This is a genomic window from Streptomyces sp. NPDC048664 (genome assembly GCF_040650555.1).
Classification (GTDB): Bacteria; Actinomycetota; Actinomycetes; order Streptomycetales; family Streptomycetaceae; genus Streptomyces.
Map to the genome: position 1 here is coordinate 67,040 of NZ_JBEZHK010000017.1, position 12,793 is coordinate 79,832.

Below are 12,793 nucleotides of genomic sequence, written 5' to 3' on the forward strand. Positions count from 1 at the left end.
GAGGTGCCGCGCGCGGTCACAGTCGCTCCGCCAGTCGGTCGAGCAGGGGCAGGGCCGCCGCGAGGGCGTCGCGCTCCGGCGCGCTGAAGCCGTCGAGGACGGCGGCCAGCCGGTGCACGGACTCCGAGCGCCGCTCCGCCAGCATCGTCCGCCCCTCGTCGGTGATCGCCACGATGGAGCGCCGGCCGTCCGCCGCGTCGGGCGATCGGCCGACCAGGCCCCGCTGTTCGAGCACGGCCAGGGTGCTCGCCATCGCCTGCGGACGCACGCGTTCCAGATCGGCGAGCGACGTCGGGGAGTCGGGCCCGTCCGCGGCGAGTCGCGCGAGTACGGAGACGCCGGACAGCGAGACGTCCCCGACCGCGTGGGCCTGGCGCAGCCGTCGGGTCAGCCGGCCCACCGCCAGTCGGAGGTCGGAGGCCAGTCGTGCGCTGTCGTGCGGGGTGCCGCCGTGATCGCGGCCTGGTTCTGTGTCCACCGTCATGACCACCGATACTAGGTTTATCAGTCTGGACTGTTCAATCAAGTGTAAGTAATTCGGCGGGGAGCGGCAGGGGAGTGACAGGGGAGTGAGCAAGCGCTTAGATAGGGGTGTCAGGTTGTCGCCGGGCCGATGCGCCGCGCCGACCCGCCGCACCGAGCTGGAGGCCCCGTTGCTGTTCGCATCCGTCGAGGACGTCGCCGCGCGTCTCGCCGACACCGGCTATCTGGCCTCGCCCGCCGTGGCCACCACCGTCTTCCTGGCGGACCGGCTCGGCAAGCCGCTCCTGGTCGAGGGGCCCGCGGGCGTCGGCAAGACCGAACTGGCCAAGGCCGTCGCCGAGGTCGCCGGAGCACGGCTGGTCCGGCTCCAGTGCTACGAGGGCGTCGACGAGTCACGCGCCCTGTACGAGTGGAACCACGCCAAGCAGCTGCTGCGCATCACGGCGGGCCGGGGCGAGAGCTGGGAGGAGACACGCACGGACGTCTTCGGCGAGGAGTTCCTGCTGACGCGTCCGCTGCTGACCGCCATCCGGGGCACCGACCCCAAGGTCCTGCTGATCGACGAGATGGACAAGGCCGACGTGGAGGTGGAGGGCCTCCTCCTCGAAGTGCTCAGCGATTTCCAGGTCACCGTCCCCGAACTGGGGACCATCACCGCGTCCCGGCGCCCCTTCGTCGTCCTCACCTCCAACGCGAGCCGCGAGCTGTCGGAGGCGCTGCGCCGCCGCTGCCTCTTCCTGCACATCGGCTTCCCCGAGGAGGAGCTGGAGAGGCGCATCGTCCGGCTGAAGGTGCCGGGCCTGCCCCAGGCGCTCACGGAGTCCGTCGTCCGCGTCGTCACCGCGCTGCGCGAGATGGACCTGCGCAAGGTCCCCTCGGTCGCCGAGACCATCGACTGGGCGCGCACCCTGCTGGCGCTCGGGGCCGACACGCTCGGCGAGGCGGTCGTGCGCGACACCCTCGGGGTGCTGCTCAAGCACCAGGAGGACGTCCTCAAGGCGGCGGCCAAACTCGACCTGGACGCCCTGTGACCACGCCGCCGGCCGCCGGGACCCCCCGGCCCTGCGGGGCGTGGGAGCCCGCCGCGACCACCGAGCCGCCCGCCGGGCTCACGGAACGCCTGACCGGGCTCGTCGGCGCGCTGCGCTCGCACGGCCTGCGGATCGGCACCGGGGAGACCGTGGACGCCGCCCGGGCCCTGGAGGCGCTCGGCCTGGGGGACCGCGAGCTGCTGCGCGAGGGACTGGCCGCGACACTGCTGCACGGTCCGGCGCAGCGGGCCGTGTTCGACCCGGTCTTCGACGTGTACTTCCCGCGCCGCGTCGGAGGCCCGGACACCCGGGCGGCCGCCGACCGCGACGCGCTGCGCGAACGGCTCGCCGCCGCGCTCGCGGCGGACGACCGGGCGATGATGGCCCGACTCGCCGTGGAGGCGGTCGACGGTTTCGGCGGATACGGCTCCTCGCCGGGAGGCGACGGCTGGTCCTCCTACCAGACGCTCGACCGGCTGCGCCCGCAGACGCTCATGGCCCGCGTCCGTGACGGCGTCAGGAGCCGGGCCGGGGCGGGCGAGTTCACCGACCGGCTCCTGGAGGACGAGGTCCGGGCCCGTATCGAGGCCTTTCGCGCGCTGGTCGCCACCGAGGCGCGACGCCGCGTGGCCGAACGGCGCGGCCGGGACGAGATCGCCCGGCGCGCCATCGCCCCGACCCCGGACCGGGTCGACTTCCTGGCCGCCGGGCAGGCCCAGCTCGGCGAACTGCGCAAGGCGGTACGGCCCCTCGCACGCAAACTGGCGACACGGCTGGCCGCACGCCGCCGCCGTGCCACCCGCGGCAGCATCGACCTGCGGCGGACCCTGCGCGGGTCGCTGTCCACCGGTGGCGTGCCGATGCGTCCGGTGCTGCGCCGGCGCCGTCCCGTCCGGCCCGAACTGGTGCTGCTGTGCGACGTGTCGGGGTCGGTGTCGGGATTCTCGGACTTCACGATGCTGCTGGTGCGGGCGCTGCACGAGCAGTTCAGCAAGGTCCGCGTCTTCGCCTTCGTCAACCGGGTGGACGAGGTGACCGGGCTGCTGCGGCACGGGGCGTCCGACCCCACCGGGCTGCAGGACCGGATCCGGGCCGAGGCGGCGCTGACCCAGTGGCACGACAGCAGCGACTACGGCATGGCGTTCGGCGAGTTCGCTGAGCGGTACACGGCCGCGGTCACCTCCCGCACCACCGTCTTCGTCCTGGGCGACGCCCGTACGAACATGGGCGACCCGAACCTCGCGGCGCTGCGCGAGGTCCGCGAACGCGCCCGCCGCGTCTACTGGCTGAACCCCGAACGACGCTCCCTGTGGGGGACGGGCGACTCCGCCGCACCCGCCTACGCCGAACTCGTGGAGATGCACGAGTGCCGCGACGTGCGCCAGCTCGGCGCGCTGGTCGCCCGCCTGCTGCCGATCTGACCCGTCGGCTCCGACGTCAGCGGCGCGGCGCCCGGCCCCGCTCCCGCACCGCCCGCCCCATGGCCGTCAGCGCCTGGCACAGGATGGCGGGCGAGGTCGCGAAGTTGAGCCGGACGCAGCCCGCGCCGCCCGTGCCGAAGACATGCCCGGAGCTGAGGGCGACACGGGCCTCGTCGCGGAACATCCGTGCCGGTCCGGCCAGGTCGCTCACCACGCCGGGCCCGTCCAGGGGGCGGTCGTCGTGCAGGGCCAGCCCGGTGCAGTCCAGCCAGGCCAGAAAGGTGCCCTGGGGCGGGAGGCAGCGCACCTCGGGCAGCTGCTCGGCCACCAGTCGCCCGAGCAGGGCCCGGTTGGCGTCGAGCCCGGTCAGCAGCTCGTCCAGCCAGTCACCGCCCTCCCGGAAGGCGGCCGTGTGGGCGATGATGCCCAGATGGCTGGGCCCGTGGCCGACCTCCTCGGGCATGCGCCGCAGATCGGCGGCGGCCTCGGGGCCCGCCATCGCCAGGGCGGCCTTGAGGCCGGCGAGGTTCCAGGCCTTGGAGGCGGAGGTCAGCGCGAAGCCGTTCTCTGAGCCGGGCACGCTCAGGAAGGGGGTGAAGGCCGCGCCGGAGAGCACGAGAGGGGCGTGGATCTCGTCGGAGACCACCCGGACCCCGTGCCGGCGGGCGAGCTCCGCGACGGCCTCGAGCTCCTGGCGCGTGTGCACGACACCGGTCGGGTTGTGCGGACTGCTCATCAGGAACGCCGCACGCCGGCCGTGCCGGCGCGCCCGGACGAACGCGTCCTCCAGCGCGCCGAGGTCCATGCGCAGGTCGGGGCCCAGCGGCGCCTCGACGACCTGGCGGGCGTCGTGGGCGACGAAGGCGTAGAAGGGCGGATACACCGGTGAGCAGACCACGACGGCGTCCCCGGGGCCGGTGACCAGGCGGAGCATCTCGACGACGCCCATCATGACGTCCGGCACCAGGGCCATGTTCTCGATCCCCGGCCCCTCCCACCCCCAGCGGTCCGCGGCGAACGCCGCGAGCGCCTCGGCGTAGGCGGTGCCGTGGGGGTATCCGGTGTCGCCGATCGCCAGGGCGTCCCGCACCGCCCTCGTGACGGGCTCGGCGAGCGGCACGTCCATCTCCGCGACCCACAGCGGCAGCACGTCCTGCGGATAGGTGCGCCACTTCATGCTGGTCCGCCTGCGCAACTGGTCCAGTGACAGCCGTACCAGCGGGTCGGTGCGGTGCTCCCACGCGGTCGGGTGGCACGCGCTGCTCGCGTCCTCGGTCACGGTGTGCTCCTCTGCCTGGACGCCGCCGGCGCGACGTTCCTGTAGGAAGGAGGCATGGACCACCACATGGACCTGTGCAGCGACACCGTCACACGCCCCACCGACGCGATGCGTGCCGCCATGGCGCGGGCGGCGGTCGGGGACGACGTGTTCGGCGACGACCCGACGGTGAACACCCTGCAGGACAGGGTGGCGGAACTGCTCGGCTTCCCCGCCGCATTGTTCGTCTCCTCGGGTACCCAGAGCAACCTGTGCGCACTGCTCACCCACTGCGGACGCGGCGAGGAGTACATCGTGGGCGCCCGGTCCCACATCTTCGGCCACGAGGGCGGCGGGGCGTCGGTGCTCGGCGGGATCCAGCCGCATCCGCTGCCGCACCGCGAGGACGTCGACTGAGCCGCCCGGCCGGTCGGCGCGCGCCCGCCGGCGACCACGGGAGGGTCCGTAGCCCGCGCGGGCTACGCGAAGCGCGCCGCGGGCCGCCCGGGCCGCCCCGGTGGTGCAGACTCCGGGCAGGTGCGTGCGGGGGATCGGCGCGGGGCGAGCTGGGAGGATTCCATGCGGGAGAAGCCGCTGAGCAGGATCGAGGACGAACTGTCGCGCGTGCGCCACCGCCTGTCGCACCACGCGTCGGACGGGTCGGGCCCCGTCGGCTTCAAGCTCGACGACGGCCTCGTCAACGCCTACGTCTCCGGCACCATCGACCCCGAGGGCGAGGCGGTCCTCGCCGGACAGGTGGCGCGGCTGCTGCCGTTCCACTGGAACCTGCCCACCTCGCTGCGCGAGGAGATCACGGCGTTCATCGAGAACCTGGGCGGCCGGCGCGACCTGGCGGCCTGGCTGGACCGCCACCCGGGCCGGCCACGGCTGGTGGCGCGCCTGTACGTCCTCATGGGACTCCTCGACCAGTACACCGCCGACCCGGGCGTGGTGGCGGCACTGCGCGAGTACCGGGAGCACACGCCCTTCCCGCCGGGCCTCAAGGGCCACCTGGTCCCGCCCACGGACGACGAGACCCTCGCCAGCCTGGGCTTCGCCATGGAGGAGCTGCTCGGCGACGGCCGCTACGACGCGGCCCGCGACCTCGGCCTGGCCACGGCGGACTGGGTCCGGCAGATCGCGCCGCGCGCCGCGGAACTCGACCCCAAGGCCCACGACCTGGCCGAACTGATGGAGCACTGCCGGCAGGACATCGAGGAGGCGCCCGCCGAGGCCGTGCGGCGATAGTCCCTGGGTGTGACGCGCGTCCTGACCTTGCGCGGCGCCCTCACCCCGCACCCGGTGGACGGAGCGCCGCTCTTCGCCGTGCGCGCGGCGCCGACCACGGCCCTGGCGGCCCTGCCCCCGCTCCTGGCCGGACGGGCCCGCGCTCGCCGCGTGCGTGCGCGCCACCGACCGTGCCCAGCGGGCCCTCGCGCGCACCGCGCCGCACCCGGCCGCCCGGCTGACGCTCGCCGCGGCGGTGGTGGAACTGCGCGAGGCGGACGACGCGGTGGCGGGGGAGCTGTGGTCGGCGGGGATCGCCCCCCGCCGAACCCGCCGCCGCGGAAGCACGCGCCCACGGCCTGCTCGACCGGTTGTCCCGGGGATGGCAGGCCGTGACGCGCCCCGGTCAGCCGTCGTAGCGCGTCGGCGGGAACGGCGCGCGCCCCTTGCGTGGGATCCCGGCGTCCGCGGGGATCTCGCCCAGTGCGACCTGGCGGTCCATCTCGGCCTCCAGGTCCCCGTACCGCGCCGCGGCCCCACCGCGCACGGATGCCAGGTCCGCCTCCGTGGCCAGTCCGAGCTCTCGGCGGTCCACCGCGGCCCGCGCCGCGAGCGCGTCGTCGTCGGGCCTCATCGGCATGCCCCGGCCGTGCCCCGTTCCCGGGTCTCCCTCGACCGCTCGGTTGGGTTTGTGATGATGCACCATGCTTCCTCCTCGCGCGATGGCGGTGCGGGGCGTGGGCCCCGGCCGCGCCCGGACACCCGGCCGCTCAGTTCGCCGGCGCGGATGGGGACGCGCGCACCGTGACGTCGACGCTCTTCATCAGCGGCTGGTCGCTCTGGGTGCTGTGGTCGCCGATGGCGCACAGCACGCTCATCTCCGGCATGTAGCCCGCCGCGCAGCCGCGCGGGATGTCGTACGCGATCGCCTGGTAGCGGTGCACGCTCCGGGTCGTGCCGTCCCGGGCCGTGCTCGTGACGTCGACCTCGTCGAACGTGTCCAGTCCGCGTTCGCGCATGTCCTCGGCGTCCATGAAGACCAGCGTGCGCAGGCTCCTGATGCCCCGGTAGCGGTCGTTGTCCGAGTAGATGGTGGTGTTCCACTGGTCGTGGGAGCGCATCGTGCTCAGTCTGAGCATCCCGACTGCCGGCAGCACGTCGGGGAGCCGTGCGGTGGAGAACTCCGCGCGCGAGGAGGGGGTCAGGAAGACCAGTTCGCGGGCCGGCTGGTGGATCCGGAACCCCAGGGGCAGCCGCACCCGGCGGTTGAGGTCCTCGAACCCGTCCAGTGCGTGGGCCATGGTGTCGCGGATCCGGTCGTAGTCCTCGACGTACCACTCCCACGGTGTGCCGCTGTCCGGCAGGGCGGCGCGGGCGATGCCGGCGATGATGGCGGGCTCGGAGAGCAGGTGGGACGAGGCGGGGCGCCTCATCCCCGTGGACAGGTGCACCATGCTCATCGAGTCCTCCACAGACGTGCACGATTCGCGCGCCGCGCTTGGGGGCCTCGGCCAGGGACGTCAGCATCCTCGGCGCGTTGGACGCGGCGTTCACCCCGATGATGAACAGGGCGTCGGCGAGTTCCCAGTCCTTGAGGTCGACCGTGCCCTTGCCCGTGTCGAGAGACGCCTGGAGGGCGCGCCCGCTCGCCTCGTGGCACATGTTGGAGCAGTCGGGGAGGTTGTTGGTCCCCAGTTCGCGCGCCATCAGCTGGTACAGGGAGGTGGCCTCGTTCCCTAGCCGCCCGGAGGTGTAGTACGCGGCCCGGTTCGGGTCGTCCAGACCGCGCAGGGTGTCGCCGACCAGGGCGAAGGCGTCCTGCCACGTGATCGGCACATAGGTGTCCGAGTCCGCGTCGTACGTCATCGGGTGCGTGAGGCGTCCCCGGTCCTCCAGTTCCCGGTCGCTCCACGTGGACAGCTCGCTCACCGTGTGGGCGGCGAAGAACTCGGGTCCCACCCGCTTGTGGGTCATCTCCCAGGCGACGCGCTTGATCCCGTTCTCGCAGATGTCCAGGTGCAGGCCCTTGGTGTCGTCGGGCCAGGCGCAGCCGGGGCAGTCGAACCCCTCGCCCTCGTGGTTCATCCGCTGGATGGCGCGCGGGCCCGCGGCGAGTTCACGCTCCCGCAGCAGGAACCGTGTGACGCTCCTGGCCGCTCCCCAGCCCGCGGCCGGGTGGTGGTAGGGGTGGAACTTCGGCGACGGACGGGCGTCGGCGCCCGCGGTGGACTGCCGAGGCGTCTCCTGGTCGGTCATGGCCCACACTCCCTGCGCATGCGACACCTGGTTCCAGCCTAGGCATCGCGTCCGCGGTGCTGCACCACGTGAGGGCCGGCCTGCACGGACGGTGCGCGCCGCTGTACGCGGTGTCGTCCGACCGCCTCGTCCGCTACACGCGGTGCCGTCCGCGCCGCCGGCGCAGGGGGATCGGATCGAGGACGCGGTCCTCCACGCGGTCCATGACCAGGAGGACCACGGACATGAGCGGCAGGAGCAGTACTGCGACGAAGACCATGCCATCTCCTCGGCTCGGCTCGGCCGGATGTGGATGCGGGTGCTCGCAACCGGGACGTTGATGGGTCCGTGCGGGTAAGGAAATGGTCACGATCGCCGTGCGCGGCGCGGCCGCCCCGCGTGCGGCGGCCGCCGGCGCGGTCAACTCCGTTCAGAAGCTGGGGAGATGGTGTGCGAGACTGCGGTGATGGACAGCTGCTCGATCCACTCGCGACCCTGGAGTCCGTCATGACGGCCGGTACCCCCCAACCCGTGCGGATCGACACCGGCACGGCGCATCCCGCCCGTGTCTACGACTGGTTGCTGGGCGGCAAGGACAACTACCCCGTCGACGAGGCCGTCGGTGAGCGGCTGCCCGCGCAGGCACGCGACGGCGCCCACCAGAACCGCCAGTTCATGCACCGCGCCGCCGCCTGGCTGGCCGCACAGGGGATCGACCAGTTCCTGGACGTCGGCACCGGCATCCCGACCGAGCCGAACCTGCACCAGGTCGTCCAGCGCGTCGAGCCGCGCGCGAAGGTCGTCTACGCCGACAACGACCCGATCGTGCTGCGCCACGCCGAGGCGCTGCTGGTCAGCAGCCCCGAGGGGGTGACCGACTACATCCAGGCCGATGTGCGCCGACCCGCCGAGATCATCGAACACGCCCGGGACGTCCTGGACTTCGGGCGCCCGATCGCGCTGTCGCTGATCGCGCTGCTGCACTTCATCCCCGACGACCAGGATCCGCGAGGGATCCTGCGCGACCTGCTGGCCGTCCTTCCCTCGGGCAGCTATCTGGTCCTGTCGCACGCCGCCTCGGACATCCACCCGGAACTCGCGGAGCAGGCCATCTCCGAGTACGCCAAGGGCGGCATCCGGCTCGCCATCCGCCCCCGCGGGGAGGTCGCGCGCTTCCTGGACGGGCTCGACCTGGTCGAACCCGGTCTGGTGACCGTCACGCAGTGGTTCAAGGACCCGGAGACGGCGCCGGAACCCGAGTTCAGCGGCATCTACGGCGCGGTGGCCCGGATCCCCTGAGCCCCGCTCCGGCTCAGCGGTCCTTCACGGCCCCGGTGGCCCGGTGCGCGCGGCGCAGTCGTGCCGCCGCGGCGCCGGCCGTGAGCGCCAGAGCACCCGCCAGGACGGCACCCGGCACCATCCACGAGCGGCCCCGGCCGGCGGGGGCGCCGGTGACGGTCACGAGCCGACGGGTGGTCTGCGTGCCGTGGTGGCTGACCACGGTGAGCGGATAGCGGCCCTGGGCGACATCGTGCCGCAGCCTGGTGTGTCCCGCGTAGAGGGTCGCCCCGTCGTCGCACTTGCAGCCGGGGTCGTCCTCGCTGTCGGTGCGGATCGTCAGCGGCGCGCCGAACACGGGCGAGGTGACCGTCAGCGCGTCCTCGCCGGGGGCGGCCCTGAGGTCGGTGAGGACCACGACGACCTCACCGCCCGGCCGCACGGGAGCGGAGGAGGCGTCGCCGGGCGACGCGCCCTTGGGGCGGATGTCGAACCGGCCGATCACCGCCGAGCCCTTGGCGGCGACCTTGATGCGCGCGGTGGCGACGACGCGGCCGCCGCTCGTCGCGGTGACGGGATAGGAGCCCGCGCGCAGCCCGGAGCGGACGTGGTGCGAGCCCGCCTCCGCGGTTCCCCGGGACTGCGTGGCCCCCTTGTGCCGGGGCGTCAGCGTGACCGGCTCCACCAACGCGGGCGAGGTGACCGTCACACGGTCCCAGCCGCGCGGCATGCCCTCGATGCTGAACCACAGCGCGTCGCCCGGTTCCAGCAGTCCGTCCTCGGACACGAAGTAGTCCAGTCGGGCCGCGGAGCGCGCGGCACTGCCCGTGGCGGGCGGCGTCACCGCGGCCGCGGCCGCCGGCGACGGTGCCAGGGCGAGAACGGTGACGGCCATGACCCGCACAGCGACACGCATCATCGCTGCCCCCTTCCCCGGTCGCGGTTCGACCAGGAAGAGGGCGTGGAGGCCGGGAAGGTTGCCAGGACCGTCGCCTCAGCTGCCGGGGATCTCCCCGACAAGCCCGAGCGCGCGGCACAGATGGCCCCAGACCCGCTCCAGCGCGCCCTGCGCCGACACCGCGGGATCGCCCAGCATCACCCGGATGCCGTAGCCGTCGCACAGGGCGAGGACGAGCGTGCTCAGCTCGTCGACGTCCGTGTCCGTGAACTCACCCGACTCGACGCCCCTTTTGATCGCCCCGGCGACCCACTGGTGCAGTTGCGCGTAGAGGTCGACCGCGAAGTCCCGGGTCGTCCCGTCGCGCAGCGAGCGCACCCACAACTCCTGCCACAACCGCCAGTCCTGGCGCAGTTCCGCGTCCATCGGCAGCAGGTTGCGGACGATACGAGCCAGGATCACCGCCGCGGGCACGACGTCCGCGTCATGCTCCACCTCGAACGTGGAGTTGGCGAACGAATGCGTCATCGCCTCGGTGAAGAGCTTCTCGCGCGTCTCGAAGTGGTAGTGGAGCAGCGCCGTGGACACCCCGGCCCGCTCCGCGACCATCCGCATCCGGATCTTCTCGAAGCCGGTCTCCGCGATGACCTCGCACGCGGCGGACAGAATGCGCTCGCGGGTCTGGGCCGTGCGCCCGTTGGTCGCCACGCTCGCTGCTCCCCTGCTCGTCGGCCGGTGTGTCGTCACCCCCATCCTGCCTCACGTTCCCCCCGCCGCCAGGCGCTCACCCCGCGTCCCGTCCCCGGAGTACGTGTGGAAGCCGCGGCCGGACTTGCGGCCGAGCAGTCCCGCCTCGACCATCCGGCACAGCAGCGGCGGGGGAGCGTACAGCGGCTCCCTGAACTCGGCGTAGAGGGACTCCGCGATGGCCCGGGTGGTGTCCAGGCCGATCAGGTCGGTGAGCGCGAGCGGTCCGAGCGGGTGGGCGCAGCCCATGACCATGCCGCGGTCGACGTCCTCCGCGCGGGCCGCGCCCGACTCGACCATCCGTATGGCGGCCAGCAGATACGGCACGAGAAGGGCGTTGACGACGAATCCGGCGCGGTCCTGGGCGAGGACGACCTCCTTGCCCAGGGTGTCCACCACGAAGGCCTCGGCCCGGCGCGCGGTGCTCTCCGAGGTGAGCAGCGAGGGCACCAGCTCGACCAGCCTGAGCACGGGGACGGGGTTGAAGAAGTGGACGCCTATGACGTTCTGCGGCCGCGAGGTCGCGGTGGCCAGCCGGATGACGGGCAGGGAGGAGGTGTTGGTGGCGAGGACGGCGTCCGCCCGACGGACCGCGCCGTCGAGCCGCGCGAAGACGTCCAGTTTGACGCGCTCGTCCTCGGCGACCGCCTCCACGACCAGACCGCTGTCGTGCAGCGCCGCGAGGTCGTCGACGACGTGCACCCGCTCCAGGGCCGCGTCCCGCCCCGGCCCGGTCAGCTTCTCGTCCCTGACGGCGCGGTCCAGGGATCGGGTGATCCGTTCGAGACCGGCCCGGGCGGACGCCGCGTCCCGCTCCACCACGGTCACCCGTGCGCCCGCGCGTGCGCAGACCTCGGCGACACCGGCCCCCATCAGACCGCATCCCACCACTCCGACCCGCTCCGTACCACCGCTCACCGAGGGCTCCTTCCGACAGTGCGACACAGTTGCTCGGCGGCCGGGGCGGCCGCGTGGTGCGGTCCGCCCCGGCCGGCGGTCGTTCAGGGCGCGACGGGAAGGTCCAGAACCCCGGTGCCGCGCTTGATCAGTTCGTTGGCGATGATCAGCCGCTGGATCTCGGAGGTGCCCTCCCAGATCCGGTCCACCCGCAGCTCCCGGTAGAGCCGCTCCACGGGGTAGGAGCGGTCGTACCCGCGCCCGCCGAAGATCTGCAGACAGCGGTCGATCACCCGCCCCGACGCCTCACTGGCCGCGAGCTTGGCGATCGAGGCCTTGGCGTGCAGGGTCTTGCGGTCGGTGTCCGGCTGGTCCACCTCCCAGGCGACCTGGTGGAAGTAGGCCCGGTTCACGGCGATGTCCACGGCGCTGTCGGCCAGCATCGCCTGGATCATCTGGTGGTCGGCGATGGGGGAGCCGAACTGCTCGCGCTCGACGGCCCAGTCACGGGCGAGCTCCAGGCCGCGCTCCGCCGCGCCGATGGTCCGCGCCGCGATCATCAGCCGCTCCTCGGTGAACCAGGAGCGGGTGATGTCGTAGCCCTCCCCGATCCCGCCGAGCACGGCGTCGTCGCCGACCTGGACGTCCGTGAAGGTGAACTCGGGGTGCTCGTAGACGAAGGTGTGCATGAAGCGCGGCACCCGGGTCATCTCGATGCCCGGTGTGTCCTTGTCGACGAGGAAGAGGGTGGGCGCCCGCTCCGGCCCCGCCGCGGCCAGGACGATCATGAAGTCGGCGTGGTCCCCGACGGTGACGAACCACTTCTCGCCGTCGAGGACCCAGCCCGCGTCGTTCCTCGTGGCCGTGGTCGACAGGTTCTGCGGGTCGGAGCCCGCGCCGGGCTCGGTGACCGCGTAGCAGTCGCGCCGCTGTCCCCGGATGACCGGGACGAGGTAGCGCTCGCGCTGCTCGGGCGTGCAGAAGCGCAGCGCGTTGGCGGGACGCCACACCATGTCCCACAAGGCGCCGGTGAGCCTGCCCAGTTCCTCCTGGACGGTGGCCTGTTCGGCGATGGTGAGTCCGGCACCGCCCCACTCGGCGGGCATGTTGACGGCCTGGAGCCCGGATTCGAGCACCGCGTCGCGGATCTCGGTGTGCGCCTTCGCGGGAAGGCCGTTGTTCTCCTCGCAGTCGAGTTCGTACTTCATGATGAACTCGGTGAGGTCGCGTGCGTCGGCCTTGAGCTGCGCCTGACGCGCGGTGAGACGGAAGTCCATGGGGTCCTCGCTGCTGGGGTCTGGACTGGTGGGGAGGGCGG

13 protein-coding genes and 1 pseudogene are annotated in these 12,793 nt (G+C 72.9%); 5 read left to right on the plus strand and 9 right to left on the minus strand.

Features of this window, described 5'->3' with window-relative positions; all coding sequences use genetic code 11:
- Positions 1–16 precede the first annotated feature (16 nt).
- A complete protein-coding gene (locus tag AB0C59_RS19740) occupies positions 17–484 on the minus strand; it encodes a MarR family transcriptional regulator (RefSeq protein WP_363006214.1) in 468 nt (155 codons plus the stop codon).
- Positions 485–656: 172 nt separating this feature from the next.
- Here AB0C59_RS19740 and AB0C59_RS19745 point away from each other — a divergent pair, with 172 nt between their 5' ends.
- Together AB0C59_RS19745 and AB0C59_RS19750 are read left to right on the plus strand one after the other, a co-directional pair.
- On the plus strand, positions 657–1,514 hold the full coding sequence (locus AB0C59_RS19745) for a MoxR family ATPase (protein WP_363006380.1): 858 nt from the start codon (positions 657–659) through the stop codon (positions 1,512–1,514).
- Positions 1,515–1,603: 89 nt separating this feature from the next.
- Positions 1,604–2,935 (plus strand): VWA domain-containing protein, encoded by a 1,332-nt coding sequence (locus AB0C59_RS19750; protein WP_363006382.1) that lies wholly within the window; start codon positions 1,604–1,606, stop codon positions 2,933–2,935.
- A gap of 16 nt (positions 2,936–2,951) precedes the next feature.
- Here AB0C59_RS19750 and AB0C59_RS19755 read toward each other — a convergent pair whose 3' ends face one another.
- Entirely contained in the window at positions 2,952–4,214 is a 1,263-nt protein-coding gene (locus tag AB0C59_RS19755) for a MalY/PatB family protein (RefSeq protein WP_363006216.1), read from the minus strand.
- Between the two features lie 54 nt (positions 4,215–4,268).
- Here AB0C59_RS19755 and AB0C59_RS19760 point away from each other — a divergent pair, with 54 nt between their 5' ends.
- Entirely contained in the window at positions 4,269–4,610 is a 342-nt protein-coding gene (locus AB0C59_RS19760) for a beta-eliminating lyase-related protein (RefSeq protein ID WP_363006218.1), read from the plus strand.
- A gap of 162 nt (positions 4,611–4,772) precedes the next feature.
- Complete coding sequence (locus AB0C59_RS19765) at positions 4,773–5,441, plus strand: hypothetical protein (RefSeq protein ID WP_363006220.1); 669 nt, start codon at positions 4,773–4,775, stop codon at positions 5,439–5,441.
- A 385-nt stretch (positions 5,442–5,826) separates the two neighbouring features.
- On the opposite strand, the gene AB0C59_RS19770 is transcribed toward AB0C59_RS19765, so the two are convergent.
- From AB0C59_RS19770 to AB0C59_RS19780, 3 genes and pseudogenes are all read right to left on the minus strand, one after another.
- Positions 5,827–6,126, minus strand: coding sequence for a hypothetical protein (locus tag AB0C59_RS19770; protein ID WP_363006222.1), 300 nt, complete (start codon positions 6,124–6,126; stop codon positions 5,827–5,829).
- 64 nt (positions 6,127–6,190) lie between these two features.
- A pseudogene (locus AB0C59_RS19775) lies at positions 6,191–7,676 on the minus strand (molybdopterin-dependent oxidoreductase).
- A gap of 133 nt (positions 7,677–7,809) precedes the next feature.
- The gene (locus tag AB0C59_RS19780) at positions 7,810–7,935 is read right to left on the minus strand and encodes a hypothetical protein (RefSeq protein WP_363006224.1); all 126 of its coding nucleotides are present in this window, start codon (positions 7,933–7,935) and stop codon (positions 7,810–7,812) included.
- Positions 7,936–8,162: 227 nt separating this feature from the next.
- Between AB0C59_RS19780 and AB0C59_RS19785 the strand changes: the two genes are divergently transcribed.
- Positions 8,163–8,954, plus strand: coding sequence for an SAM-dependent methyltransferase (locus tag AB0C59_RS19785; RefSeq protein WP_363006226.1), 792 nt, complete (start codon positions 8,163–8,165; stop codon positions 8,952–8,954).
- Positions 8,955–8,967: 13 nt separating this feature from the next.
- On the opposite strand, the gene AB0C59_RS19790 is transcribed toward AB0C59_RS19785, so the two are convergent.
- From AB0C59_RS19790 to AB0C59_RS19805, 4 genes are all read right to left on the minus strand, one after another.
- Positions 8,968–9,852, minus strand: a complete 885-nt coding sequence (locus AB0C59_RS19790) for a hypothetical protein (RefSeq protein ID WP_363006228.1) — start codon at positions 9,850–9,852, stop codon at positions 8,968–8,970.
- Between the two features lie 75 nt (positions 9,853–9,927).
- Positions 9,928–10,539 (minus strand): TetR/AcrR family transcriptional regulator, encoded by a 612-nt coding sequence (locus tag AB0C59_RS19795; RefSeq protein WP_363006230.1) that lies wholly within the window; start codon positions 10,537–10,539, stop codon positions 9,928–9,930.
- Positions 10,540–10,590: 51 nt separating this feature from the next.
- Positions 10,591–11,496, minus strand: a complete 906-nt coding sequence (locus AB0C59_RS19800) for a 3-hydroxybutyryl-CoA dehydrogenase (protein WP_363006232.1) — start codon at positions 11,494–11,496, stop codon at positions 10,591–10,593.
- A gap of 83 nt (positions 11,497–11,579) precedes the next feature.
- Positions 11,580–12,752 carry an acyl-CoA dehydrogenase family protein gene (locus AB0C59_RS19805; protein ID WP_363006234.1) on the minus strand — a complete coding sequence of 391 codons (1,173 nt, stop codon included), beginning with the start codon at positions 12,750–12,752 and terminating at the stop codon, positions 11,580–11,582.
- Positions 12,753–12,793 lie beyond the last annotated feature (41 nt).

Coding starts and splice junctions, on each gene's coding strand:
- AB0C59_RS19760 (WP_363006218.1), top strand. CDS start 4,269: ATGGACCACCACATGGACCTGTGCAGCGACACCGTCACACGCCCCACC.
- AB0C59_RS19740 (WP_363006214.1), bottom strand. CDS start 484: ATGACGGTGGACACAGAACCAGGCCGCGATCACGGCGGCACCCCGCAC.
- AB0C59_RS19780 (WP_363006224.1), bottom strand. CDS start 7,935: ATGGTCTTCGTCGCAGTACTGCTCCTGCCGCTCATGTCCGTGGTCCTC.
- AB0C59_RS19770 (WP_363006222.1), bottom strand. CDS start 6,126: ATGGTGCATCATCACAAACCCAACCGAGCGGTCGAGGGAGACCCGGGA.
- AB0C59_RS19805 (WP_363006234.1), bottom strand. CDS start 12,752: ATGGACTTCCGTCTCACCGCGCGTCAGGCGCAGCTCAAGGCCGACGCA.
- AB0C59_RS19790 (WP_363006228.1), bottom strand. CDS start 9,852: ATGATGCGTGTCGCTGTGCGGGTCATGGCCGTCACCGTTCTCGCCCTG.
- AB0C59_RS19765 (WP_363006220.1), top strand. CDS start 4,773: ATGCGGGAGAAGCCGCTGAGCAGGATCGAGGACGAACTGTCGCGCGTG.
- AB0C59_RS19785 (WP_363006226.1), top strand. CDS start 8,163: ATGACGGCCGGTACCCCCCAACCCGTGCGGATCGACACCGGCACGGCG.